This is a genomic window from Duganella sp. GW821-FHT01E12 (assembly GCF_059422325.1).
The window spans coordinates 208,254-233,524 of the sequence record NZ_JBWKWR010000005.1 but is presented as its reverse complement, the minus strand read 5'-3'; the positions used below and the strand labels follow the sequence as shown (position 1 = coordinate 233,524).

Annotated in this window: 24 protein-coding genes; 14 read left to right on the top strand and 10 right to left on the bottom strand. The window is 63.9% G+C overall.

The features are described 5' to 3' along the window. Positions 1 to 156: 156 nt before the first annotated feature. The 3 genes from AC07WS_RS16815 to AC07WS_RS16805 are packed head-to-tail and all read left to right on the top strand — an operon-like array spanning position 157 to position 4,189. Entirely contained in the window at positions 157 to 1,878 is a 1,722-nt protein-coding gene (locus AC07WS_RS16815) for a bifunctional metallophosphatase/5'-nucleotidase (protein ID WP_494730191.1), read from the top strand. Positions 1,879 to 1,886: 8 nt separating this feature from the next. Then, a complete protein-coding gene (locus tag AC07WS_RS16810; RefSeq protein WP_494730190.1) occupies positions 1,887 to 3,113 on the top strand; it encodes a phospholipase D-like domain-containing protein in 1,227 nt (408 codons plus the stop codon). Then, complete coding sequence (locus AC07WS_RS16805) at positions 3,110 to 4,189, top strand: S1/P1 nuclease (RefSeq protein ID WP_494730189.1); 1,080 nt, start codon at positions 3,110 to 3,112, stop codon at positions 4,187 to 4,189. Before AC07WS_RS16810 ends, AC07WS_RS16805 begins: the two co-directional genes overlap by 4 nt. 6 nt (positions 4,190 to 4,195) lie before the next feature. Here AC07WS_RS16805 and AC07WS_RS16800 read toward each other — a convergent pair whose 3' ends face one another. Together AC07WS_RS16800 and AC07WS_RS16795 are read right to left on the bottom strand one after the other, a co-directional pair. Then, positions 4,196 to 5,104, bottom strand: coding sequence for a hypothetical protein (locus AC07WS_RS16800; protein ID WP_494730188.1), 909 nt, complete (start codon positions 5,102 to 5,104; stop codon positions 4,196 to 4,198). A 77-nt stretch (positions 5,105 to 5,181) separates the two neighbouring features. Then, a complete protein-coding gene (locus AC07WS_RS16795; protein WP_494730338.1) occupies positions 5,182 to 5,952 on the bottom strand; it encodes a DeoR/GlpR family DNA-binding transcription regulator in 771 nt (256 codons plus the stop codon). Between the two features lie 76 nt (positions 5,953 to 6,028). On the opposite strand from AC07WS_RS16795, the gene AC07WS_RS16790 reads away from it, so the two are divergent. The 4 genes from AC07WS_RS16790 (at position 6,029) to AC07WS_RS16775 (ending at position 7,815) form a co-directional block, all read left to right on the top strand. Then, positions 6,029 to 6,613, top strand: a complete 585-nt coding sequence (locus AC07WS_RS16790; RefSeq protein WP_494730187.1) for an NUDIX domain-containing protein — start codon at positions 6,029 to 6,031, stop codon at positions 6,611 to 6,613. Positions 6,614 to 6,701: 88 nt separating this feature from the next. Further along, positions 6,702 to 7,010 (top strand): type II toxin-antitoxin system HigB family toxin, encoded by a 309-nt coding sequence (locus AC07WS_RS16785; RefSeq protein WP_494730186.1) that lies wholly within the window; start codon positions 6,702 to 6,704, stop codon positions 7,008 to 7,010. Further along, a complete protein-coding gene (locus tag AC07WS_RS16780) occupies positions 7,007 to 7,459 on the top strand; it encodes a helix-turn-helix domain-containing protein (protein WP_494730185.1) in 453 nt (150 codons plus the stop codon). Before AC07WS_RS16785 ends, AC07WS_RS16780 begins: the two co-directional genes overlap by 4 nt. Continuing rightward, complete coding sequence (locus AC07WS_RS16775) at positions 7,456 to 7,815, top strand: c-type cytochrome (RefSeq protein ID WP_494730184.1); 360 nt, start codon at positions 7,456 to 7,458, stop codon at positions 7,813 to 7,815. Before AC07WS_RS16780 ends, AC07WS_RS16775 begins: the two co-directional genes overlap by 4 nt. Here AC07WS_RS16775 and AC07WS_RS16770 read toward each other — a convergent pair whose 3' ends face one another. From AC07WS_RS16770 to tal, 5 genes are all read right to left on the bottom strand, one after another. Next, a complete protein-coding gene (locus AC07WS_RS16770) occupies positions 7,816 to 8,787 on the bottom strand; it encodes an ABC transporter permease (protein WP_494730183.1) in 972 nt (323 codons plus the stop codon). Between the two features lie 7 nt (positions 8,788 to 8,794). After that, positions 8,795 to 9,874: an ABC transporter permease gene (locus AC07WS_RS16765; RefSeq protein WP_494730182.1), complete on the bottom strand. Its 1,080-nt coding sequence runs from the start codon at positions 9,872 to 9,874 to the stop codon at positions 8,795 to 8,797. Continuing rightward, positions 9,871 to 11,400, bottom strand: a complete 1,530-nt coding sequence (locus tag AC07WS_RS16760; protein WP_494730181.1) for an ABC transporter ATP-binding protein — start codon at positions 11,398 to 11,400, stop codon at positions 9,871 to 9,873. Before AC07WS_RS16760 ends, AC07WS_RS16765 begins: the two co-directional genes overlap by 4 nt. Before the next feature lie 90 nt (positions 11,401 to 11,490). After that, a complete protein-coding gene (locus tag AC07WS_RS16755) occupies positions 11,491 to 12,486 on the bottom strand; it encodes a BMP family lipoprotein (RefSeq protein ID WP_494730180.1) in 996 nt (331 codons plus the stop codon). 120 nt (positions 12,487 to 12,606) lie between these two features. Beyond that, positions 12,607 to 13,698: a transaldolase gene (gene tal, locus AC07WS_RS16750; protein WP_494730179.1), complete on the bottom strand. Its 1,092-nt coding sequence runs from the start codon at positions 13,696 to 13,698 to the stop codon at positions 12,607 to 12,609. A 531-nt stretch (positions 13,699 to 14,229) separates the two neighbouring features. Here tal and AC07WS_RS16745 point away from each other — a divergent pair. The 4 genes from AC07WS_RS16745 to pcp all read left to right on the top strand — a co-directional run bounded on the left by AC07WS_RS16745 (position 14,230) and on the right by pcp (position 19,009). After that, a complete protein-coding gene (locus tag AC07WS_RS16745; RefSeq protein WP_494730178.1) occupies positions 14,230 to 16,560 on the top strand; it encodes a TonB-dependent receptor in 2,331 nt (776 codons plus the stop codon). 76 nt (positions 16,561 to 16,636) lie between these two features. Further along, positions 16,637 to 17,344, top strand: coding sequence for a DUF969 domain-containing protein (locus tag AC07WS_RS16740; RefSeq protein ID WP_494730177.1), 708 nt, complete (start codon positions 16,637 to 16,639; stop codon positions 17,342 to 17,344). Further along, positions 17,341 to 18,297, top strand: coding sequence for a DUF979 domain-containing protein (locus AC07WS_RS16735; RefSeq protein WP_494730176.1), 957 nt, complete (start codon positions 17,341 to 17,343; stop codon positions 18,295 to 18,297). Before AC07WS_RS16740 ends, AC07WS_RS16735 begins: the two co-directional genes overlap by 4 nt. A 61-nt stretch (positions 18,298 to 18,358) precedes the next feature. Then, positions 18,359 to 19,009: a pyroglutamyl-peptidase I gene (gene pcp / locus AC07WS_RS16730; protein WP_494730175.1), complete on the top strand. Its 651-nt coding sequence runs from the start codon at positions 18,359 to 18,361 to the stop codon at positions 19,007 to 19,009. Here pcp and AC07WS_RS16725 read toward each other — a convergent pair. The 3 genes from AC07WS_RS16725 to AC07WS_RS16715 are packed head-to-tail and all read right to left on the bottom strand — an operon-like array spanning position 19,006 to position 22,008. Then, positions 19,006 to 19,914, bottom strand: a complete 909-nt coding sequence (locus AC07WS_RS16725) for a LysR family transcriptional regulator (RefSeq protein ID WP_494730174.1) — start codon at positions 19,912 to 19,914, stop codon at positions 19,006 to 19,008. The two genes, pcp and AC07WS_RS16725, sit on opposite strands and share 4 nt — an antisense overlap. Positions 19,915 to 19,942: 28 nt before the next feature. Continuing rightward, a complete protein-coding gene (locus tag AC07WS_RS16720; RefSeq protein WP_494730173.1) occupies positions 19,943 to 20,854 on the bottom strand; it encodes a pseudouridine-5'-phosphate glycosidase in 912 nt (303 codons plus the stop codon). Positions 20,855 to 20,865: 11 nt separating this feature from the next. Further along, positions 20,866 to 22,008 carry a carbohydrate kinase gene (locus AC07WS_RS16715; RefSeq protein ID WP_494730172.1) on the bottom strand — a complete coding sequence of 381 codons (1,143 nt, stop codon included), beginning with the start codon at positions 22,006 to 22,008 and terminating at the stop codon, positions 20,866 to 20,868. A gap of 211 nt (positions 22,009 to 22,219) precedes the next feature. Between AC07WS_RS16715 and xapA the strand changes: the two genes are divergently transcribed. From xapA to deoC, 3 genes are read left to right on the top strand one after another with little or no spacing between them, the layout of a single operon-like run. Beyond that, positions 22,220 to 23,059, top strand: a complete 840-nt coding sequence (gene xapA, locus AC07WS_RS16710) for a xanthosine phosphorylase (RefSeq protein WP_494730171.1) — start codon at positions 22,220 to 22,222, stop codon at positions 23,057 to 23,059. Between the two features lie 54 nt (positions 23,060 to 23,113). Beyond that, on the top strand, positions 23,114 to 24,307 hold the full coding sequence (locus tag AC07WS_RS16705) for a phosphopentomutase (RefSeq protein ID WP_494730170.1): 1,194 nt from the start codon (positions 23,114 to 23,116) through the stop codon (positions 24,305 to 24,307). Continuing rightward, a complete protein-coding gene (gene deoC / locus AC07WS_RS16700) occupies positions 24,304 to 25,266 on the top strand; it encodes a deoxyribose-phosphate aldolase (RefSeq protein ID WP_494730169.1) in 963 nt (320 codons plus the stop codon). Before AC07WS_RS16705 ends, deoC begins: the two co-directional genes overlap by 4 nt. Positions 25,267 to 25,271: the final 5 nt, after the last annotated feature.

The following is a 25,271-nucleotide window of genomic DNA, read 5'->3' as shown; positions in this document are numbered from 1 at the left end:
CACCGGATTCGCAATGATCGGAATCGGACAGGCCTTCGGGCCTGTCGTCGTTTTCGGGCCGGGTTGTTGTTGATCCGGCCATATGCGAGCGCCGCGCGCGACGTTCGCATATGGCCGCCGCCATCAGGGCGGCCGCCGAATTCGGAGTGACCTTTGATGATCAAGTTTTCCCTGCCGGCGCGCGCGCTGCGGCCCGCGCTGACGTGCGGCGTGGCGCTGTTCCTGTCTTCCTGCGCGTGGTTCAAGCCGGCGCTGCCGCCCGGCGTGGCGCAAGTCGAACTGGTCACGCTGAACGATTTCCACGGCAATCTCGAAGCGAGCAAATATGTGCTCGACAGCGCCTACGCCTCCGGCGAACGCACCGTCGTCGCCGGCGGCATCGACACGCTGGGCGCGGCGCTGCAAGCGTGGCGCAAGGCCGATCCCGAGCTGCTGCTGGTGGGCGCCGGCGACTTGATCGGCGCCAGTCCCGCGATCTCCTCGATGTGGGCCGACGAGCCGACCATAGGCGCGATGGACCTGCTGGGCCTGCGCGCCAGCTCGGTCGGCAACCATGAATTCGACGCTGGCCGGGTGGAGCTGCTGCGCCAGCAAAAAGGCGGCTGCAAGTCACCGCGCGCCGACAAGGCCTGCAAATTCGAGAACCCCTACAGCGGCGCCAAGTTCCAGTACCTGGCCGCCAACGTCATCGACATGGTGACCAAGAAGCCGCTGCTGCCGGCCTACAAGATCGAACAGGCGCACGGCGTCAAGATCGGCTTCATCGGCGCGGTGCTGCGCGAGGCCACCGAGAAGGCGCCGGCCTCCGGCATCGCCGGCCTGGATTTCGTCGACGAGGCGGACGCCATCAACCGCCAATTGCCTGAACTGCGCAAGCAGGGCGTGGGCGTGTTCGTGGTGCTGATCCACCAGGGCGGCCGCACCACCGACAAATTCGACCAGCAGGAATGCAGCCATCTGGGCGGCCCGATAGTCGACGTGGTCAAGCGCCTCGATCCGGCGATCCGGCTGGTGATCAGCGGCCACTCGCACCGCGGCTACCTGTGCCGCGTGGACGGGCGCCTGGTCACGCAGTCGGACATGGGCGGCCATGTCATGTCGCGCATCACGCTCACCGTCGATACCGCCGCCAACACGCTGCGCGACGTCAGCGCCAAACAGGAGGTGATGATCCCCGGTACGTGGCCCGCCGATCCGGCGCTGGACGCGTACATGAAAAAAGTCCGCGACCGCAGCGCCGCCGCGCTGGCGCGTCCGGTGGCGGCGCTGGCCGTGCCGAGCGTGCCGCGCGAAAAGCAGGACGACGGCGAATCTGCGCTGGGCGACCTGGTCACCGACGCCACGCTGGCGGCGGGCCGCCCATACGGCGCGCAGATCGCCTTCGTCAACAACGGCTCGTTGCGGCATGACCTCGACACCAGCGCCGGCAACCGCGTCAACGTCGGCCAGCTGCTGGCGGCGCTGCCGTACACGAATTCTCTGGTGGTGATGAACCTGCGCGGCGCGCAGATCCGCGAGCTGCTGGAGCAGCAATGGAGCGGCGGCCGCGATATCACGCGCGGTCTGCTGCAAGTGTCGGACGGCTTCAAATACAGCTGGGACCCAAGGCGCGGCGAAGGCAGCAAAGTGGTGGCCGACAGCTTGACGCTGAACGGCGTGCCGATCGAGAACGGCACCGTCTACCGCGTGGTGGTCAACAACTTCCTGGCCGAAGGCGGCGACGCCTTCCCAGCCTTCACGCAGGGCAGCAACCGCGCGATGACCAACATCCGCGACATCGACGCCCTGACCGATTATCTGACGCAGCGCGAACAGTACGGCAAGCCGGCCGGCCGCAGCGAAACCCAGGGCCGCATCAAGCGCCTGCAACAACCTTAGGAGTCACCATGCGTCGCGTTTTACTTTCCGTTTTGCTGCCAGCGCTGCTGGCGTCGGCCCTGCCTGCGCGCGCCGAGTTTTCGATCCCCGGCTTTGAACTGGTGCAGACCGCGCCGGTGGAAACCCCGCTGCACAGCACAGACCTGCGCGACCCGGCCACCGTGTGGAGCGAATTGTTCGACGGCGCCAAAAGCGAGATCGCGATCGGCCAGTTCTACGTGGTGGGCCATGAGGGCAGCGTCTTCAACAAAGTGGTGGAGCATCTGGCGGCGGCGGGCAAGCGTGGCGTCAAGATCCGCTTCCTGCTGGACCAGAAGGGCGTCGGCCTGTCGGACAAGGGCACCATCGAGCAGCTCAAGGCGATACCTAACCTGGAACTGCGCATCATCGATTTCAACAAGTTGACCGGCAACGGCATCCTGCACGCCAAGTACATGGTGGTCGACGGCGCGGCCGCCTATATCGGCAGCCAGAACTTCGACTGGCGCTCGTTCGAGCATATCCACGAGACGGGCCTGCGCATCACCGATGCGAAGATCGTCGGCCAGGTGCAGGCGGTGTTTAACCAGGACTGGCGCGCGCAGGCGATCACCGCACAGGGCCAGGTGGCGCCGGCGCTGAACGTCAAGGCGAGCACGCCGGATATCCATCAGAGCACCTTCCTGCTGTCCAGTCCCAACCAGTTCAATCCGGCCGGCGTCGGCGATTCCGAAGCGGGCCTGCCGGCGCTGCTGGCGGAAGCCAAGACCGAAGTGCGCGTGCAACTGCTGGACTATGCGCCGCTGAGCTACGGCCCGAAAGGCACGCGGCCTTACTACGCCGTCATCGACAACGCGGTGCGCGCCGCCGCCAACCGCGGCGTGAAGATCAAGCTGATGGTCTCGAACTGGAACCTGGAGGAACTGCCGCTGGTCTATCTGAAAAGCCTGGCCGTGCTGCCCAACGTGGAGATCCGCGTGGTCACGCTGCCGGTGGCCAGCAGCGGCTTCATTCCGTTCGCGCGCGTCATCCACAGCAAGACCATGGTGATCGACAACCAGGTGGCGTGGGTAGGCACCAGCAACTGGAGCGGCGGCTACATGGACCTGTCGCGCAATCTGGAGGTGGTGATGCGCAACGAGAAAATGGCGCAGCGCCTGGCCGCGTTGCACGAGCAGACCTGGAGCTCGCCGTATGCGCAGCCGCTGGACATCAATAAAAAGTACGCCAAACCCGCCAAAGGCAGCCCGGAATGAAGAAGCTCGTTTTAACCATGGCGCTGAGCGGCGCCTTCGTCTCGTTCAACGCCCACGCATGGGGCAATGACGGCCACCGTGCCGTCGGCGCCATCGCCGACCAGCTGATCCAGGGCAGCAATGCCGAGCAGCGTGTGAAGGCTTTGCTGCTGCCTGGCGAGAGCCTGGAAAAAATCTCCACTTGGGCAGACTGCGTCAAGGGCACGTATTGCGGCCCGCTGAGCGAAGAGATGACGGCCTACGTCGCCGCCAACCCGCAGCACAGCATCTATCACTACACCGACGTGCCGTTCCAGAACGCGCGCTACCACGACCACGATGCCGGCACCGCCGACGACGATATCGTGCAGACGCTCAAGCAGTGCATCGCCACCTTGCAGGGCCGGGGCGACAAGATCAACAACCCGCACAACTTCACGCCGCGCCAGGCGCTGCTGATCCTCACGCACCTGGCGGGCGACGTGGTGCAGCCGCTGCACGTAGGCGCGGCCTATGTCGACAAGGGCGGCGCCTTCGTGGTGCCGCAGAAGCAGGCGCAGATCGACGCGGTCCACATGTACGATGCGCGCGGCGGCAACGACCTGCTGCTGGACGATATCAAGATGAGCGCCATCAGCGCGCAACTGATACCTGCCGCACCGGTGGAGGCCAAGCCGGCCGCGCAGGCTGCGGCGCCAGGCACGCCGCCGCGCGCGCCGCAGACCACGCGTCCCTTCCATTCGTATTGGGACACCACGGTGGTCAACTACGTGTTCCGCCGCGTGGGCGCGCGTTCGCCGCAGGAGTTTGCGCAGTTGGCGATCGCATCCAGGCCGGCGGTGGATGTCTACACCGGCGATCCGATCGCCTGGCCTTACGCCTGGGCCGATCAATCGCTGGCCGTGGCCAAGCTGGCGCATACCGGCGTGACGGCCGGCGCCATAGGCCAGCAGACCGGCAAGAACGGCGAAGTATTCAACGTCTGGTCGCTGACGGTGCCGGACGATTATCCGGTCCCAAGTTCGGCCGCCGCCAAGGCGCAGCTGATCCAGGGCGGCTACAACCTGGCCGCCGTGCTCAAGGCGATCTGGCAGTAAGGCGCTTTATTTGCCGGTGAGGGGATTGAACCACAGTTCGCCGCGTGCCAGCGGCGTCTGTGGCGTCAGGTTTGGATTGGCGAGGTGGATGACACGGCGCTTGTGCATCTCCGTACTCTTGATCAAGTCGCCCTTGTAGCGTTGGAACAGCGTGTTCAGCGTGCCGTCCTTGATCATCATTTCCATGCCGGTCTCGATGCGCCTGGCCAGCAGTTTGCCTTCGGCGTCGCGCCGTACGAAGAAGTAGCGCGGCAGCGGATAATGCAGCAACAGCGTTTGTTCCACCGCCATCTGCGGGTGGGCCTCGTGGCGTTCCTGGAATTCGCGCAGCGCCTCGTCGGCCGAACGCGAATAGAAATCGAAGCGGTCGGCTTCCAGCATGGCGAACAGGCCTTCGTAGCTGCTGCCTTCCACCACCTTCACGCCGGCTTTTTCAAAGACGGGAACATCGGCCCAGCCCAGGCCCAGGCCTGCGCGCAGATGGCGCAAGTCGGCGACGGTCTTGACCTTGGAGAAGCGCTGCTGGTCGGCGCCGCGTATCAGTAGCAGGCGGTAGCCCAGCAGGCCGCGGTCGACCGGCAGCCGCACCGGCAGGAACTGGCGCTCCAGTTCGGGCGAGGTGGCGCGCACGAAGATGTTGATGCGCCCCGACGGCGACGTCATTTCCTGCACGATGCGCGGCGGCGACATCGCCACGTCGGACTGGTGCTGTTCAAATACGCCGTAGCGCGCTGTGGTTTTTTCCAGCGCGGCGTTCAGCACCGCCCAATCGTAGTCGTAGCGGCTGTCGATGCCCTCGCTGGTGAGCGGGTAGGTGAGGTGGGTCGCTGCCTGGCACGAGGCCGCAATCATGCAGGACGCCAGCAGCAACACGCGCCACGCTCCCCGCAATTCATAGCCTATGGTCCGCTTCATACTGCTTGTACTCTTTGAAAAGGCTAGTGTGCCACGACGGGCGGCGCTGCACCAAATTTTTCGGCGTACTGGCCGCATCAAGGCGCCAGCACTACCTCGATGCCCAGTTCCCGGTAGGGCGTCAGCAGCGCGGCAGGCACGCCGGCATTGACCACGATCGCGCCGATGCGCTCCAGCGGCGCGATCTGGAACGGCGACGCGGTATCGAGTTTTTCCGGCGACGCCAGCACCACCGTCTTGACCGATGCCGCCGCGATGGCGCGCTTGATGCCCGCCTCGTCGTAGTCGCCGGTGCTGATGCCCTGCAGCGGATGCAGGCTGCATACGCCCATGAAGAAGATGTCGGCGCGGATCTGCGCGATCGCTTCCAGCGCGGACGGTCCCATCGCCACGATGGAGTGCTTGAACAGGCGGCCGCCGATCAGGATCACTTCGATCAGCGGATGTTCGGCCAGCTCCACCGCGATGCTCGGGCTGTGCGTGACGACGGTGCAGCGCAGAGTAGGCGGCAGCGCGCGCGCCAGCTGGACGGCGGTGGTGCCGCCGTCGATGAACACCACTTGTCCCGGCGCGATCATGGCCGCCGCAGCGCGCGCGATGGCGGGCTTGGCGTCGCTGGAGAGCTGCTGGCGCTGGGTGAAATTGCCCATCGCCGGCGAGGCGGGCAGGTCGAGCGGCAGCGCGCCGCCGTGCACCCGTTGCAGCAGGCCTTCCGCCGCCAGCTCGCGCAGGTCGCGGCGGATGGTGTCCTCCGATAGTCCCAGCTCCTCGCTGAGGGATTTGGCGACGATCTGGCCGTCCTGTTTCAGGCGGGCGATCAGCAGTTCCTTGCGTTGGCGTGTCAGCATATGCATGAATTTTCTTGATGTTGCACGATATTGCATGATATCGTAAAAAAACGCAACCTTGATCAAGGAGATCGACATGCCCGAAGACCGCATCCGCATCCACAAAGTGGAAACCCTGTCCGACGATTGGTTCCTGCTGCAAAAGACCACCTTCGACTACCGCCGCAACGACGGCAGCTGGCAGCGTCAGACGCGCGAGACCTACGACCGTGGCCACGGCGCCACCATCCTGCTGTACAACTGCGAGCGGCGCACGGTGGTGCTGGTGCGGCAGTTCCGCTTTCCGACCTACGGCAACGGCCATGACGGCTTCCTGATCGAAGCGGCGGCCGGACTGCTGGACCGTGCCAGTCCGGAGGAGCGCATCAAGGCCGAGGTGGAGGAGGAAACCGGCTACCGCGTGGGCGAGGTGCGCAAGGTGTTCGAAGCCTTCATGAGTCCCGGCTCGGTGACGGAGCGGCTGTACTTCTTCGTGGCCGAGTACGAGCCGGCGTCGCGCATCGGCAGCGGCGGCGGCATCGAGGAGGAGGGCGAGGACATCGAAGTGCTGGAGCTGACGATGGAGCAGGCGATGCAGATGATGGCCGACGGCCGCATCGCCGACGGCAAGACCATCATGCTGCTGCAATACGCCGCGCTGCACCTGCTACCCGCGTCCTGAGCCGAGCTGGGCCGCAAAAATCCGCGGCCCCGGCCACACTCTTTGTGTGCGCTCAATCGGCAAATGGACTACAGTCATACAGTGGCGTATGCACCTTTTCGCCGATCAAAAATTCCTTGAGTTTTGCAAGCGCCATCCATCGGCGCGGGCGGCGCTCAAGCATTGGGAAGAGGTAATGCGTAGCACCGCCTTTTCGAACTACAGTCATTTGCGTCAGTTCTTCCGTAGCGCTGATTATGTGTCGCCGTTTACGATTTTCAATATTGGTGGCAACCAGTATCGAATCGTTACGATGATCAATTTTGCGGAAAACAGCGTGCACGTTCTTTGGATACTCACCCATCCGGAATATGACAAATGGTGCAAACAGTACCTTCAAGGAAAGGTCAAACGATGAACACATTGACCGATGGCCAGCATGACGTTGACATGACCGCTTTACAGGACACATGGCATGCCTTCGACAATATTGCGCACTTGCGTCCGCTTGATAGCGAGGCTGATTACCAGCATGCCAGAGCCTTGTTGGCGAGAATCTGGGACTTGGTTGGCGAGGATGGTCAACATCCGCTAGGTAGTCTGCTCGGACTTCTCGCGAGCATGGTTAGCGACTATGAAAAAATCCACTATTCACTCGGCACGTCGGAGCCTCATGAAATGCTGGCTTTTCTAATCGAACAGGGCGAGCGGACTGCGGACGATTTTCGCGGGATACTGGATCAGGGCGAGCTGGATGCGGTGCTTGCCGGGCAGCGCAAGATCGATGTGGCGTTGGCGGAAAAACTGGCAGGCTTGTTCGGCGTGCCTCCCACGCTGTTCCTGAAAAGCGCTACCATCGCCACATGAGAGCATATTTTTTAGCGCTACTTCTGACCACCGGCCAGGCTTCTGCGGCGGGCGATGCCAAGGTGGGCGAGGCGCTGTTCAAGCGCTGCGCTTCCTGTCATCAGGTCGGGACTTACGCGCAGGGCGGCTTCGGGCCGCAGCTGAACGCCATCGTCGGCCGGCGCGCGGCGTCGACCAGGGACTACAAGTACTCGGACGCGATGAAGAAGTCGGGACTGGTGTGGGACGAGAAAACGCTGGCCGCGTTCCTGCGCGCGCCACACGACGTGGTACCGGGGACCAGCATGCGTTTTTGGGGGATCAAGGATGAACAGCAGGTCGCCGACCTGCTGTCCTATTTGCGCACGCTGCGTTGATCAGCGCGATTTGACGAACGGCGTACCCAGCGCCTTCGGCGCCACCGACTTGGCCATCAGGCCGGCCAGCACGATCACGGTGACCACGTACGGCACCATCTGGATCAGCGAACCTGGCAGGCGGCCCACCAGCGGCAGGTCCACGCCTTCGATCTGGATCTGCACCGCGCCGAAGAAGCCGAACATCAGGCAGCCGAGGAAGGTGTACACCGGACGCCAGTTACCGAACACCATCGCCGTCAGCGCCAGATAGCCGGCGCCGGCCGACATGTCGCGCAGGAAGAAGCCGCTCTGCACGATCGCCAGATAGGCGCCCGAGAACGAGCACAGGACGCCCGCGATCAGCATCGCCACATAACGTTGGCGCTCGACGCTGACGCCGGCCGCATCGGCCGCATGCGGGTTCTCGCCGCAGGCGCGCAGGCGCAGGCCGAAGCGCGTGTGGTACAGCACCCAGTGCACCAGCGGCACCAGCGCGAACGCCAGGTACACCAGCACCGAATGGCCGCCGATCAGATGCGCGTACAGCCAGCCGATGAACGGTATGCCCTCGACGGCGGCGCTGCCCGGCAGCACCACGTCGAACAGGCGCGCCTGGCCCAGGTCCGGCGTACGTCCGCCCTGCTGGAAGAAGAACTGCGCGACCACGAAGGTCAGGCCGCTCATGGCGATGTTGATCGCGATGCCGGCCACCAGCTGGTTGCCCTTCTGCGTGATCGCGACGTAGGCTTGCAGCGTCGCCAGCAGCACCGACACCAGCATGCCGGCGGCGACGCCGTACCAAGGGTTCTGCGTGGCGAAGGCCACGGCCGCCGACACGAAGGCCGACGCCAGAATCTTGCCTTCCAGGCCGATGTCGATCACGCCCGAACGCTCGGCGAACAGGCCGGCCATGCCGGCGAAAATCAGCACCGGCGCATTGCGCACGGTCGATACCAGGATGCTGCCGATTTGGAGGTCTTCAAAAGTCATGACGGTCTCACTTTTTCCGTTTGATCAGGGCGGCGATGGCGGGGGCGTAGAAGTTCTCCATCGCGCCGCAGAACAGGATGATCAAGCCCTGGATGAAGATGAAGGTCTCGGGCGGGATATTCTGCTTTTCCAGCGACAGGTCGAAGCCGCCCTGGATCAGCGCGCCGAACAGCACGGCCGACAGGAAGATCCCCACCGGATGCTGGCGCCCCATCAGCGCGATCGCGATGCCGACGAAGCCCGCGCCGCCGACGAAGTTCAGCGACAGGTAGTGGGTCGAACCCATGATGGAGTTGACCGAACCCAGGCCGGCCAGCGCGCCGGAGATCAGCATCACGGTGATGATCATCTTGCTGATGCGGACGCCCGCGTAGTGCGCGGCGTGCTTGTTCAGGCCCGTGGCGCGCAGCTTGAAGCCCCACGAGGAACGCGACACCATCACGCCGTAGATCACCAGCGCGATGATCGCCAGGAAGAAGCTGATGTTGAGCGGCGTCTCGCCCAGCACCGGGAACCACTGGTTCAGGCGCGGCATTTCGGCGGCGGCGCTGAAGGCGCGGCTGGCCGGATTCTGCTCGCCCGCAGGCACCAGGTATTTGACGATCACGGTGTTCATTAACGCGCCGGCGATGTAGTTGAACATGATGGTAGTGACCACCACATGGCTGCCGCGTTTCGCTTGCAGGTAGCCGGGCAGGAAGGCCCACAGCGCGCCGAACAAGGCCGCGCCTATCATCCCGGCCGGGATCAGTATCCACATCGGCAGCGAGCTGTCGAAGGCTAGCATGGCCAAGGTCAGGCCCAGGCCCGCGAAGTACATCTGGCCCTCGGCGCCGATGTTGAACAAGCCGGCCTGCATGGCGATCGAAACCGCCAGGCCGGTGAAGATGAAGGTGGAGGCGTAGAACAGCGTGTAGCTCAAGCCCTCGGGATTGACGACGGCGCTGTTGATCAGGATGCCCATCGATTCGACCGGGCTTTCGCCCAGCAGGTAGATCACCAGCGCGGCCACCAACAGGGCCGACAACAGGTTCAGGACGGGCATTACAAACGCGGTAGCCCAGCGTGGCAGGTCGTGGTTATTCATGATTTGTGCATCCCGCCCATCAGCAAGCCGATACGGGTCGTGTCGAATTCTTCAATTTTCAGTTCGCCGGTGATGCGGCCGCCGCACATGACCAGGATACGGTCAGCCAGAGCGCGCACTTCTTCCAGCTCCACGGACACCAGCAAAATCGCCACGCCGGAATCGCGCAGCGCGAGCAGCTGCTTGTGGATGCTTTCGATGGTGCCGATGTCGACGCCGCGCGTCGGCTGGCCGACCAGCATCAGCTTTGGCTGCGCCAGCACTTCGCGGGCGATCACCACCTTTTGCTGGTTGCCGCCGGAGAGCAGGCCGATACGCAGGTCATGGTTGTTGGGGCGGACGTCGAAGTTCTTCATCAGCTCCGCGCAGCGCGCGGCGATGGCCTTGAAGTCGAACAGGCCCCAGCGGTTTTTCAGCTTGTCCTGGTAGCCGAGGATGGTGTTGTGCATGACCGAGAAGGCCTTCACCACGCCGTCGCGCAGGCGGTCTTCCGGAATGTGGGCGATGCCCAGGTCGCGGAAGGTGCGCGGCAGGCCGTCGGCGTCCGAGCGGCCGGCGAAGGGCAGCGCCTTGCCGAGGAACTCCAGCTTGCCGGAGGTCGGCAGGCGCATGCCCGACAGGATCTCCATCAACTCGCTCTGGCCGTTGCCGGATACGCCGGCAATCGCGACGATCTCGCCGGCGCGCAGCGTGAAGCCGATATCGGCCAGCAGCTTGACCTGCTGTTCGTCCTGCAGCTGCAGGTTTTCCACCTGCAGTACCGGCGCGCCTGGATTGTAGGGCGCGCGCGGCAGGTTGTTTTCAATCGGACGGCCGACCATCATGTTGGCCAGGTCTTCCTTGGTGGTGCCGGCGGTCGGCACGGCGCCGATCACGCGGCCGCCGCGCATCACGGTGACGGTGTCGGTGATGTCGAGGATCTCCTGCAGCTTGTGCGTGATCAGGATGATGGTCTTTCCCTGTTCCTTGAACAGGCGCAGGATCTCGAACAGCGACTCGGTCTCCTGCGCGGTCAGCACGGCGGTCGGCTCGTCAAGGATCAGGATGTTGGCGCTGCGGTAGATCTGCTTGAGGATCTCCACGCGCTGCTGCGCGCCCACGGACAGGTCGTGGATGGTGGCCAGCGGATCGACGTCCAGGCGGTAGCGGGTGCAGATCTCGCGCAGCTGCGCCTCGACGGCGGCGCGCTTGGACTTGAGCTTGAAACCGCCCTCGCTGCCCAGCATCACGTTATCGAGCACGGTCATGTTCTCGACCAGCATGAAGTGCTGGTGCACCATGCCGATGCCCAGCTCAATGGCTTCCTGGCTGTTGTGGATGCGGCGCGCCTGGCCATCGAGCAGGATCTCCCCGCCGTCGGCGCGGTAGTATCCGTACAGGATGCTCATCAGGGTCGATTTGCCGGCGCCGTTTTCGCCCACCAGGCCATGGATGGAACCCTTGGCGATGGTGAAGCTGACGTCCGTGTTCGCTTTGACGGCTCCGAAATGCTTGGAGATGCCGCGAAATTCTACTGCTGGCTGCATAGGATCGTTTTCGGTGCGGGGTTAAGTGAAAATGTTAAACGCGCCGCACGGGGAGTGTCCCCGGCGGCGCGCTCAATGTTCAAACATGGGTCAGGCCGGGCAGGCTGCGCCCGAACGGATGTCGATGACTTTGACTTTGCCGTCGATGATGTCCTTGCGGGCACCGATGACGCGCTTTTCGATTTCCGGCGTGATCAGCTTGCGATTGTTCTCGTCCAGCGCCCAATCGACGCCGCCTTCCTTCAGGCCCTTGGCGGTGACGCCGGCCTTCCAGGTGCCGTTCTTCATCTGCATGAAGGCGTCATACACGGCCACGTCGACGTGCTTGACCATCGAGGTCAGGATGGTGCCGGGATAGAGGCCGTTCTGGTTCGAATCGACGCCGATCGCCAGCTTGCCTTTTTCCTTGGCCGTCTGCAGCGTGCCCAGGCCCGAACCACCGGCCACGGCGAACACCACGTCCACGCCACGGTCGAACTGCGAGCGTGCCAGCTCGCCGCCCTTGGCCGGGTTGTTCCACGAATCGGAAGTGGTGCCGACCATGTTGGAGTTCATTTCGATCTTCGGGTTGACCGCCTTGGCGCCCTGGGCGTAGCCGCAGGCGAAGGTGCGGATCAGCGGGATGTCGACGCCGCCGATGAAGCCCAGCTTTTTCGATTTCGACGCCATGGCCGCAGCCACGCCGGCCAGGTACGAGCCTTCTTCTTCCTTGAAGGTGATCGAGTTGATGTTGGCGCCTTGCGCCACGCCGTCGATCAGCACGAAGCGCACTTTCGGGAATTCCTTGGCGACCTTCTGCACGGCCGCCTGCTGGGCGAAGCCGATCGAGGCGATCATGTCCAGGTTCTTGCGGGCCAGGCCGCGCAGCACTTGCTCCGCCTGGGTGTCGCTGGAGGCTTGCACCTCGATGAAATTGATGTTGGTTTCCTTCTTGAAGCGCGAGGCGCCTTCAAAAGCGGACTGGTTGAACGACTTGTCGAACTTGCCGCCTGCGTCATACACGATGCCCAGCTTTGGGTCAGCCGCGGACGCGCTGGCAGCGATGAACAGTGCTGCAACCGTCAAACTAAGTTGTGAAAGTTTCATGAATAGGCTCCTGGAAGATCGATATTGTATATTTTTATTGGACGAAACATGTAATTCGAGGCCGCTTTATCGCGGCAAATCCCTGATTTTTAGAGGTTTGCCTCGGAGATGGCCGCCGTTTTACGCCGTCAGCGCCAGCAGTTGGTCAAAAGCTTGTTCAAATTGCAGCAGGCCGGCCGACAGCAACTGCTGGCCCACCGTTTCCAGATCGATGCCGTGGCGTGCCAGTTGCGCCATCACGGCGCGGTCGGCGTCGATGTCGGTGTCGAGCAGCGTGGCCGCCGCCTCGCCGTGGTCGCGGAAGGCGGCCAGCGTGGCGTCGGGCACGGTGTTGATGGTGTGCGGGCCGATCAGGCCCTCGACGTAGCGCACGTCGCGCTGCTGCGGGTCCTTGGTGCCGGTGCTGGCCCACAGCAGCCATTGCGGCGTGGCGCCGAAGGCGGCGAACACGGCGAAGCCGCCGTCGTTCTTCCAGTCGTGGTAGGCGATGCGGGCGGCAGCCATGGCAGCGCGGCCGCGCAGGGCGACCGCAGTCTCGTCGGCCGAGTTGTCCAGCAGGGCGTCGACCGCGACGTCGATCCGGCTGATGAAGACGCTGGCCACGCTGGCGATGCGCTGCACCGAGGAGGTGTCCTGCAGGCGGCGCGCCAGGCCGCGGCGGTGGGCGGCGCGCACGGCCTGGATCTGGCTGGCGGTGAAGATCAGCGTCATGTTGACGTTGATGCCGGCGTAGATCACTTCCTCCAGCGCGGCGATGCCGGCCGGCGTGGCCGGGATCTTGATCATGGCGTTGGGCCGGTCGATGGCGGCCCACAGGCGCTTGGCGGCGGCGATGGTGCCGCCGATGTCGTGGCTCAGGCGCGGCGACACTTCGAAGCTGACGAAGCCGGCGCGGCCGTCGGACTCGCGGTACAGCGGCGCGAACAGGTCGCAGGCGCGCTGCACGTCGGGCAGCACCAGCGCCTCGAAGCGCGCCTCCGGCGTGGCCAGCGAGGTGCGCAGCTGCGGCAGGGCGGCCTGGTAGGCGGCGTCGTGCCGGATGGCGTGGTGGAAGATGGCGGGGTTGGACGTCAGGCCCTGGATGCCGTCGGCGGCGATCAGCTGCGCCAGCTGGCCGGAGGCGAGCAGGTTGCGGCTCAGGTTGTCGAGCCAGATTTGTTGTCCCAGCGTGCCGACCGCGCGCAGCCGGCTGTGTTCAAGCATGTTATTCATCTACATCCACCGTCCAAGATTGTGTCCCGGCGACTATTGCCAGGAATCATGTCGCACTGCCGCAACAGTTAAGGCCGAATTAAATATTGTTGTGCTGTTGCTTTTTTGTCCGTTTGGAAAAATTTCCTGCTTGTTGGATAAATAACTTCCCGCATGGCTCGGGGCTTTCAGGGCAACCGGCCTGGTCTTGGAAATCAATCATTTACCTGTGCGCAGGGGCGTTTCCGCTTACTAAACGGCCCATTCGGCGGGCCGTCCACTACTATGCATCAGCGTCGATATGTACGACAAATTCGATTTTATTTAGCTATTTATATAAAATTGATATGAATCGAATCCGTAGAAAAGTGAGTTTCTGCCATTTTTTTCCATGCTAGCATGGTTGGTAGTTTGCATATTCTTATGCGAAACACCGTAGTTCCGATACATTTTTACCAATTAAAACAAAGACATCGCCCGCTGCGGTCAGCGGCGAAGGCGAGCTTCTGGATTGATATTTCAACCTTGCCTACACAATAGGGAGCAGGACTCATGAGCAAAAAAAGTAGTGGTTACGCAGTGCGATCGCTGATCGCGCTGGCTGTTGCAAGCGCATTCCCTCTGCACGCGGCGATGGCCGCCGAAGCGGAGGCCGCAGTCGCAGCGGGCCAGCCGGCGGCCGACGCCCCGGACACCGCCACCAAAGGCCAACTGGAAACCGTGATCGTGACCGCCCAGCGCCGCGCGGAAAACATCAAGGACGTGCCGATGTCGATCGCCACGCTCAAGGGCGACAAGCTCGACGTGCTGACCTCGGGCGCCGCCGACATCCGCTTCCTGGCCGGCCGCTCGCCGTCCGTCAACGTGGAATCGGACTACGGCCGCACCTTCCCGCGCTTCTACATCCGCGGCCTGGGCAACACCGACTTCGACCTGAACGCTTCCCAGCCGGTCGGCCTGGTGATGGATGACATCGTCCAGGAAAACGCCATGCTGAAAGGCTTCCCGGTGTTCGACGTGGACCAGGTCGAAGTGCTGCGCGGCCCGCAGGGCACGCTGTTCGGCCGCAACTCGCCGGCCGGCGTGATCAAGTTCGACTCGGCCAAGCCGGTCTTCAAACAAGAGGGCTACCTGACCCTGGGCGTGGGCAACTACTCGTCCAAGACCGCCGAAGGCATGTTCAACATCCCGGTCAACGATGTGGTCGCACTGCGCTTCTCCGGCACCAGCCAGCACCGTGGCGACCGTGTGCACAACACCAATCCAACCCCGAACAAGGGCACCCAGGACTTCGAAGGCTACGGCGACAACGCCTTCCGCCTGCAGGCGCTGGTCAAGCCGAGCAAGGACTTCAGCGCGCTGTTCAACTACCACGAGCGTGATTACCACGGCAGCGCCACGCTGTTCCGCGCCAACATCATCAAGAAGGGCACCAACGACCTGGTGGACGGCTTCGACTACAGCTCCTACCCGACCGACGGCGTCAACTACCAGAAGCTGACCACCAAGGGCGGCAACATCCGCCTGAAGTACAACCTGGACGACATCACGCTGCACTCGATCACCGGCTACGAAACGCTGAAGTTCAACAGCCGCGCCGACGTGGACGGGGGCTACGGCTGCAACATCGGCGGCTGCCAGGTGCTGCCGGCCGGTCCTGGCGCGATTCCGTTCCCGGTCGAGACCGCCGACCTGCTGCCTAACCACAAGCAGTTCTCGCAGGAGTTCCGCGCCGAGTCGAACTACAAGGGTCCGCTGCAGTGGATCGGCGGCCTGTTCTTCTTCAACGAAGACATCCAGATCGATTCGATCAGCTTCAACTCCTTCGCGCCAAGCAATCCGCAGAACGCCGCCTACGCGCAGCAGTTCCAGCACGCCAAATCGTGGGCTGCCTTCGGTTCGCTGAACTACACCGTCAGCGACAAGCTGAAGGTACGCGGCGGCCTGCGCTACACCACCGACAAGAAGGACTTCTCGGCCGTGCGCTACGAACCGCCTCTGATGTCCGGCCCGTTCGAGATCGACAACACCTCGCACAACCTGAGCTGGGACTTGAGCGGCACCTATGAGCTGAACAAGACCACCAACCTGTTCGCCCGCGTGGCCACCGGCTACCGCGCGCCGTCGATGCAGGGCCGCCTGAACGGCCTGGGCGACAAGCCATCGTTCGCCGGCGCCGAAAAAGCGCTGTCGTATGAAGCCGGCATCAAGCAGGACTTGTTCGACAAGCGCGCCCGCCTGAGCGCGTCGGTGTTCCAGTACCGCGTCAAGGACAAGCAGCTGACCGCCGGTAGCGGCTCGGTCAACATGAACCAGCTGATCAACGCTGAGAAAGTGACCGGCCAGGGCGTTGAAGTGGACTTCCAGGCCAACCTGAGCGACGAGTTCAGCATGACCCTGGGCGGCAGCTACAACGACACCGAAATCAAGGATCCTAACCTGTTCGTGCAGTACTGCGGCAACTATGGCAACAATCCGACCCACGCCAGCGGCTGCTCCCCGACCAATATGGATCCGAACATCGCCGGCGTATCGCGCATCAACGGCAACCCGCTGCCGCGCGCGCCGAAGACCCAGCTGAACTTCACCCTGAAGTACAGCAAGGACATCGGCAACGGCGAGTTCTATGCCTACACCGACTGGACCTACCGCAGCAGCTACAACTTCTTCCTGTACGAGGCGCCTGAATACAAGGCCAAGTCGCTGGTTGAAGGCGGCGTACGCGCAGGCTACAAGTGGGGCAACGGCAAATACGAAGCAGCGCTGTTCGGCCGCAACATCACCGACAAGCGCGTGGTCATCGGCGCCATCGACTTCGACAACCTGACCGGCATGCTGAACGAGCCGCGCACCTGGGGCGGCACCTTCAAGGTTAATTTCTAAAGAATTGACCGCTATGTGAAAATCCCCGCGCATCGTAAGATGTGCGGGGATTTTTTTTATTGATGGAGCCTGATTCGTGAATCATACCGTCGTTAATTTGTGGCCGCTGCTCGGCGTGGCCGTCATTATTCTGGGCTTCGCCCTGCGCGCGCATCCGGTGCTGGTGGTGATCGTGGCTTGCGCCGTCACCGGCTTGGCCGCCGCCATGCCGGTCGAGCACCTGCTCGCCACCCTGGGCACGGCCTTCATCAAGACCCGCAACCTGCCATTGATCCTGCTGCTGCCGCTGGCGGCCATCGGCCTGCTGGAGCGCTTCGGGCTGAAGGAGCACGCGCAGGCGTCGATCGCCCGCATCAAGTCCGCCACCACCGGCCGCCTGCTGATCGTCTACCTGGCGATCCGCGAGATCAGCGCCGCCTTCGGCCTGACCAGCATCGGCGGCCATCCGAACATGGTGCGTCCACTGATCGCGCCGATGGCGGAGGGCGCCGCCGAAGTGCGCTACCCGGCGCTGACCGAGGAGCTGCGGCACCGCATCCGCGCCATGTCCGCCGCCACCGACAACGTCGGCCTGTTCTTCGGCGAGGACGTGTTCGTGGCCTTCGGCGCCATCCTGCTGATGCAGACCATCCTGCGTGGCGAAGGGTTGGAGGTCGATCCGCTGCACATGGCGCTGTGGGGCATACCGACTGCGGTGACGGCCTTCCTCATCCACTCCTGGCGCCTGCACCGGCTCGACGCGCAGATCGCCCGCGCCATGCTGGCGGTGAAGGAGCCGGCATGATCCTCAAGCTCGAATACTTCTTCTATGTGCTGGGCGCGATGCTGCTGCTGGTCGCGTACATGTCGCTGACCGACCGGCATAATCCCAAGCGCTGGTCGAGCGCTTTGTTCTGGTTCTTGTACGCCGTGATCTATCTGGCCGGCGACCTGCTGCCGCCGGTGGCGGCGGGCGTGCTGATGGTGGTGATGGCGCTGATCGCCGGCTTCGGCGGCGTGGCGCTGGGACGCTACGGCGAGCGCACGCCGGAAGAGCGCAAGGGCAGCGCGCAGCGGCTCGGCCATCGTTTGCTGATACCGGCGCTGATCATCCCCGCCACCACGGTGGTCGGCTCGACGCTGCTCAAGGACGTGCACCTGGGCGGCCTGCTGCTGCTCGATCCGAAGAACGCCACCTTGGCCAGCCTGGGGTGCGGTTCGCTGTTCGCGGTGGCCACCGCGTGCTGGCTGACGCGCGCCACGCCGATGCAGGCGATGCGCGAATCGCGCCGCCTGATCGACCATCTGGGCTGGGCGGTGGTGCTGCCGCACATGCTGGCGGTGCTTGGCCTGCTGTTCACCGAGGCAGGCATGGGCAAGGCGGTGGCGCACGTGGTCACGTCCTACATCAACCTCGACGTGCGGCTGGTGGCGGTGGCGGTGTACTGCATCGGCATGGCGCTGTTCACGGTCATCATGGGCAACGGCTTCGCGGCGTTTCCGGTGATAGCGGGCGGGGTCGGCATCCCGGTGCTGGTCGGCGTGTACCACGCCAATCCGGCGGTGATGGCGGCCATCGGCATGTTCAGCGCCTACTGCGGCACCTTGATGACGCCGATGGCGGCGAACTTCAACATCGTGCCCGCCGCGCTGTTGGAACTGCCCGACAAGAACGCCGTCGTGAAGATACAAGTGGGTACCGCGTTGCCTCTATTGATTGCTAATATAGCACTTCTTTATTTTCTAATGAACATGTGACGGACATGTGACTTGGGGTAGAGTAGCGCACAAACAAGCGCTGCAATTGGAGTCTATGTAGATGAAAAAGATAATATTGTTGACCGGTTTCGAGCCGTTTAACAAGGAGACCATCAACCCTTCGTGGGAAGCGGTGCGGGCTCTCTCGGAATGGCACGAAGGCGACTTCGTGGTCCACGCGCGCCAGCTGCCCTGTGTTTTCGGGCATGCCAGCAAGATGCTGCACCAGGCGGTGGAAGAACTACAACCCAGCATCGTGATCGCGGTCGGGCAGGCCGGCGGCCGGGTCGATCTGTCGGTGGAGCGCATCGCCATCAACATCGACGACGCGCCCATCGCCGACAACCAGAAGCGGCAGATCGTCGACCAGCCCATCGTCACCAACGGCCCGGCGGCCTACTTTGCCACGCTGCCGATCAAGGCCATCGTGCATGCGCTGCGCGAGGCGGGGCTGCCGTCGTCGGTGTCGCAGTCGGCAGGCACGTATGTGTGCAACCACGTGTTCTATAGCCTGATGCATCAGGCGCACGAATGGGGCACGACCATGCGCGCCGGCTTTATCCACATTCCGTATCTGCCGCAACAGGCGGCGGCGCATCCGGGGGCGGCCAGCATGAAGCTGGAGGATATGATCGAAGGCCTGCGCATCGCCATCCGCACCACGATGGCCCACGATGTGGACATGCGCGAAGCGGGCGGCGTCACCCACTAAGCGCCAGGCTTGACGGGGTTGAGGATATTGAGGAAAGCCCGCACCACCGGCGCGTCGTCCAGCGTGGTGTAGGTGATGTACAGGTTCGCCGACGGCGGATTGGTACGGATCGGCAGGAACACCACGCCCGGCCAGCCGATACGGCTGGTGGTCTCCGGCAGCAGCGCCACACCCAGGCCCGCACCCACCATCGCCAGCAGCGTCTGCGGCTCGGACGCCTCCTGGAATATGGTCGGCTGGAAGCCGGCCTTCACACAGCATTGAATCAGGTAGCGCGGGAAGGACGACTTGTCCAGCGCCAGCGTGAGCATCGGTTCGTCGGCGATGTCGGTCAGTTCGATCGCCTCCTGCTTGGCCAGCGGATGATGCTCGTTGATGGCCACGCACACGTCCTCCCGGAAGCACAGCTCCTGGCGCAGGTTGTCGTTTTTCAGGTCGTCCTCGTCCAGCTTCGGCTCGCGCCAGAAACCCACGTCGATCTGCTTGGCGCGCAGCGCCTCGTGCTGCAGCGTCGGACCCAGTTCGTGCAGGGTCCAGCTCACGCGCGGGAACTTGGTCTGGAACTCTTCCAGCAAACTCGGTATCGGCCCCCACATCGCCGAGCCGACGATGCCCACCCGCAGCCGGCCCACTTCGCCGCGGTCGATCTGGCGGATGGTGTCGATGGTCATGCGCATCTTGCCCAGCAGGTCGGACGCTTCGCCCATCAGCGCCTTGCCGGCCACCGTCAGCTCGAAGGTGCGGGTGGTGCGGGCGAACAGCTTCACGCCCAGTTCACTTTCCAGCTTCATGATCTGCTGGCTCAAAGGCGGCTGCGAAATGTGCAGGCGCTCGGCGGCGCGGCTGAAACTCTTTTCTTCTGCGACGGCGAGGAAGTACTTTAGTTGTTTCAGATCGATGGACATGGCGTTCTTTGGGCGATGTGGGACGATGTCAGTGTGCGTGCATGGCCAGGGCCAGCGCGGCGCCGCAGCGGGCGTTGTTCTTCACCAGCGCGATATTGGTCGCCAGGCTGCGGCCCTCGGTCAGCTGCTTGATGCGGCTGAGCAGGAAGGGCGTGACGTTCTTGCCGGTGACGCCTTGCGCATCGGCCTCCTGCAAGGCTTGCGCGGTGATGGCGTCGATCTCCGCCTTCGGCATCGCTTCGTCGGCCGGCACCGGATTGCTGACCACCACGCCGCCCTTGAGGCCCAGCTGCCACTTGGCGTGGATGAAGGCCGCCTGCTCGGCCGGCGTGTCGAGCTGGAAGTCGGCGTTGAAGCCGCTCTCGCGCGTGAAGAAGGCGGGGAAGCCGCGCTGACCCACGCTGACCACCGGCACGCCGTGCGTCTCCAGGTATTCCAGCGTCAGGCCGATGTCGAGGATGGACTTGACGCCGGCGCACACCACCGCCACCGACGTCCGCGCCAGCTCCTGCAGGTCGGCCGAGATGTCGAAGCTGGTCTCGGCGCCGCGATGCACGCCGCCGATGCCGCCGGTGACGAACACGGAGATGCCCGCCAGTTCGGCGCAGATCATGGTCGCCGCCACGGTGGTGGCGCCCAGCTTCGATTGCGCCAGCACGTAGGGCAGGTCGCGTCGGCTGACCTTCATGGCGTCGGGCGAGGTGCCCAGCAGTTCCAGCTGCGCTTCCGACAGGCCGACGCAGATCTTGCCGCCGATGATGGCGATGGTGGCCGGCACGGCGCCGCCGTCGCGGATGATCTGTTCCACCTCACGCGCCATCTGCACGTTCTGCGGATACGGCATGCCGTGCGAGATGATGGTCGACTCCAGCGCGACGATGGGTTTGCCGGCGGCGCGGGCGGCCGCCACTTCGGGCGAAAACAGCAGGTATTGGTGCATGGTGTGGTTCCTTAAGCCTTGTTGGGGAACAGCGGCGGGTTGTATTCCGCCGACAGGTCGAAGTCGTGGATCTCGTCGAGGACATCGGCGGCCAGCATGGGCGACACCGTCTCCTGGGATTCGAGCGTCATCGCGGCCACCTTCAGGCCGCGGCGGCAGGCCAGCGTCAGATCCTGGCTGCCCTGGTACAGCGACCAGCAGACGGCGGCCGAGAAGGCGTCGCCGGCACCGGTCACGTCGACCACCTCCACCTGGTGCGCGGCCAGCCAAACCAGCTCGCCGTCGCGGGTGTGGAACACGCCCTGGCTGCCGCAGGTGACGATGACGTCCTGCGCGCCCTCGGCCTGCACCTCGCGGCAGGCGGCGCGCACGTCGGCCTCGGTCGGCAGCGCGCGGCCGGCGCGGGTTTCCAGCTCGCCGCGGTTGAGGATCAGCAGGCGCAGGCCGCGCAGGTCGGCCGGCAGGCGCGCCATCTTCGGCTGCGACACCGCCACGATCACCAGCGGCACGTTGTCGGCGCGGGCGCTGGCCAGCAGCAGGGCGATGCTGTCGGCCGGCAGGTTCAGGTCGACCACCGTCATCGCGGCGGCGGAGCGCTGCGGCTGGCGGCTGGCCAGATAGTCCGGGGAGATGCGGTCGTACAGCGCCATGTCGGCCAGCGCCACCACCAGCTCGCCGGCGTCGTCGAGGATGGCGGTGTAGGTGCCGGTCTGCGTGTCGGGCAGCTTGAGCGTGCCGCGCGTGTCGATGCCGGCGTTTTCGGCGTGGTCCTGCAGGCTGCGGCCGGCCACGTCGTCGCCCACGGCGGTCAGCAGCGCGGTCGGCAGGTTCAGGCGCGACAGGTTTTCGGCGATGTTGCGCGCCACGCCGCCGAACACTTCCTCGGCGGTGGCGGGATTGGAGGTGCCCAGCTGCATGGGGGCGATGGTGCGCAGCTTGCGGTCCAGGTTGGCGGCGCCTATGCACATCACCGGACGCTTGTCCGGCAGCACGTAGGCGCGGCCCAGCAGGCGCCGTTCGCGGATCAGGCCGGCGATGTGGCCGGCCACGGCGGAGCGCGACAGGCGCAGTTCCACCGCCAGATCCTGCTGGGAGATGAAGGGGTTGGCGCGGATCAGCGCATAGAGCTGGTCCTTTTTGGAGGAATCGGTCACAGGATACTCGCTAAAACATTTGTCCATAATGGTAAACATTTGTCCAAATCAAGTCAATCGCGCACTGCGGCTAAGTTTGCCTTGATTTATAATACCTCCGATTTATATCGCTTTAGTATAAATGCTGAAGAAAAATGGTATTTGCCATACATATGGACGATGATGCATAGTGTCAGCTTCCCCAGCCACAACAGAAAAACAGAGGATAACCATGTCTAATAATTCCCCATTCCAGGCCGCTGACATCATTCGCGCCCGTGTCCCTGCGGGCTTCAAGCCGCGCATCGCCATGATTCTGGGTTCCGGCCTCGGCGTGCTGGCGGAAAAAATGACCGACGCGGTCACCATCAGCTTCAACGAGCTGCCAGGCTTCCCGATCAGCACCGTGCACGGCCACGCCGGCGAACTGGTGATCGGCACCCTGTCGGGCGTGTCGGTGGTGTGCATGAAGGGCCGCGGCCACGTCTACGAGGGCTACGGCCTGGGCGTGATGACCAGCGCCGTGCGCACCATGAAGCTGCTGGGCTGCGAGATGCTGTTCGTGACCAACGCCGCAGGTTCGCTGCGCACCGAAGTCGACGCCGGCTCGCTGGTGGCGCTGACCGACCATATCAACTACCTGCCGGGCACCCCGATGATGGGCCCGAACGACGAGCGCTTCGGCCCGCGCTTCTTCAGCATGGCCAACGCCTACGACGCCGACCTGCGCGCGCTGCTGCACACTTCGGCCAAAGAGAAGAACATCACCCTGCACGACGGCGTGTACATCGCCTACGCCGGTCCTAACTTCGAGACCCCTGCCGAAATCCGCGCCTTCAAGACGCTGGGTGCGGACATGGTCGGCATGTCGGTGGTGCCGGAAGTGGTGTCGGCCCGTCACTGCGGTTTGAAAGTGGTCGGCGTGTCGGCCATCACCAACCTGGCCGAAGGCCTGTCGCCGTTCCCGCTGTCGCACGAGCAGACGCTGAAATACGCGGCCGTCGCGGCGACCTCGCTGATTGAAGTGATCCTGGGCTTCCTGGCCAACGTGGCCAAAACGCCGCAGGCGTAAGATTCCCGAGGGGGCGGCTGGTCCGCCCCTTCTGCTTTATAGGAGTTCGAAATTATGAAACGCGCATTTATCCTCTTGCTCGATTCGTTCGGTCTGGGCGCCACGCCCGATGCCGCGAAGTACAACGACGTCGGCGCCAACACCTTCGGCCACATCGCCGAGTGGGCCGCCAAAAGCGGCAAGCCGATGTCGCTGCCGACCATGGAAAAACTGGGCCTGGCCGCAGCCGCCCATACCGCCAGCGGCCAGTGGGCCGCAGGCTTCGAACAGCGCGAAGGCTTTACCGCCGCCTACGGCGCCGCGCGCGAACGTTCGACCGGCAAGGACACGCAGTCCGGCCACTGGGAAATCGCCGGCGTGCCGGTGGAATTCGATTGGGGCTACTTCCCGAAAACCGTGCCGTCGTTCCCGGCCGAGCTGACCGCCAAGCTGCAGCAGCTGGCCGGTGTGCCGGGCTTCCTGGGCGACTGCCACGCTTCGGGCACGGAGATCATCAACAAGCACGGCGACGAACATGTCGCCAGCGGTAAGCCTATCATCTACACCTCCGCCGATTCGGTGCTGCAGATCGCCGCGCACGAGGAATCGTTCGGCCTGGAGCGCCTGTATGAAATCTGCGAGATCGCCTTTAAGTTGGTCGAGCCATACAACATCGGCCGCGTGATCGCGCGTCCGTTCGTCGGCGCCAACGGCAACTACACCCGCACCACCAACCGCCACGACTACGCGGTCGCACCGCCGGCGCCTACGCTGCTGGACCACGTGAAGAACGACGGCGGCGAAGTCATCGCCCTCGGTAAGATCAGCGACATCTTCGCGACCCAGGGCGTATCGCGCCTGGTCAAGGGCAAGGACAACATGGCGCTGTTCGACGCGCTGATGAAGGTGGAAGAGGAAGCCGGCGACAAGTCGCTGACCTTCGTGAACTTCGTCGACTTCGACCAGGCCTTCGGCCACCGCCGCGACGTCACCGGCTACTCGAACGCGCTGCACGAGATGGATGCGCGCCTGCCCGAGTTCATCGCCAAGCTGAAAGAGGGCGACCTGGTGGTGATCACCGCAGACCATGGCTGCGATCCGACCTGGCCTGGCTCCGACCATACCCGCGAGCATATCCCGATGATCTTCTTCGGCCCGGGCGTGAAGGCGCAGAAGCTGCCCATCTCCGAAACCTTCTCCGATATCGGCCAGACGCTGGCCCATCACCTCGGCGTCAAACCACTTTCCCACGGAAGCAATCTGTTATGACCATCATTACCGACTTCAAACGCAACGAAGCGGTCCCACTGGACCTGGGCTGGATCAATCACATCCACATCAACAAGAGCGCGGCCGACCGCCGCGCCGCCAGTCTGGCGAACCGCCGCACGGTGAAGAAGGAATACCAGGCCGCATGGCTGGTCAAGGCCATCGGCCTGATCGACCTGACCACGCTGTCTGGCGACGATACTCCGGGCCGCGTCGAGCGCCTGTGCATGAAGGCCATGCGTCCGCTGCGTTCGGACCTGGTCGAGGCCATGGGTCTGCAGGACTACAAGCTGACCACCGGCGCCGTCTGCGTGTACCACGAGATGATCAAGCCTGCGGTGCAGGTGCTGCAAGGCCGCCTGCCCATCGCCGCCGTGTCGACCGGCTTCCCGGCTGGCCTGACCAGCATGGAAACCAAGGTGCGCGAGATCGAATTGTCGGTGGCCGCCGGCGCGACCGAGATCGATATCGTCATCACCCGCCAGCACGTTTTGACGGGCAACTGGCAAGCGCTGTACGACGAGATGCTGGCCTATCGCAAGGCCTGCGGCGAAGCGCACGTCAAGGCGATCCTGGCGACCGGTGAACTGGTCACGCTGGAAAACGTGGCCAAGGCCTCGTGGGTCTGCATGATGGCCGGCGCGGACTTCATCAAGACCTCCACCGGCAAAGAGCCGGTCAACGCGACGATCCCGGTATCGCTGACGATGGTGCGCGCGATCCGCGACTACCACGAGCAGACCGGCTTCAAGATCGGCTACAAGCCTGCGGGCGGCGTGGGCACGGCCAAGGCCGCGCTGCAGTACCTGTCGCTGATGAAGGAAGAACTGGGCAACGAGTGGCTGGAGCCGCACCTGTTCCGCATCGGCGCATCCAGCCTGCTGACCGACATCGAGCGTCAGCTTGAGCACTATGTGACCGGCAACTACTCCGCCGCACATCGCCACGCGCAACCATAAGAATA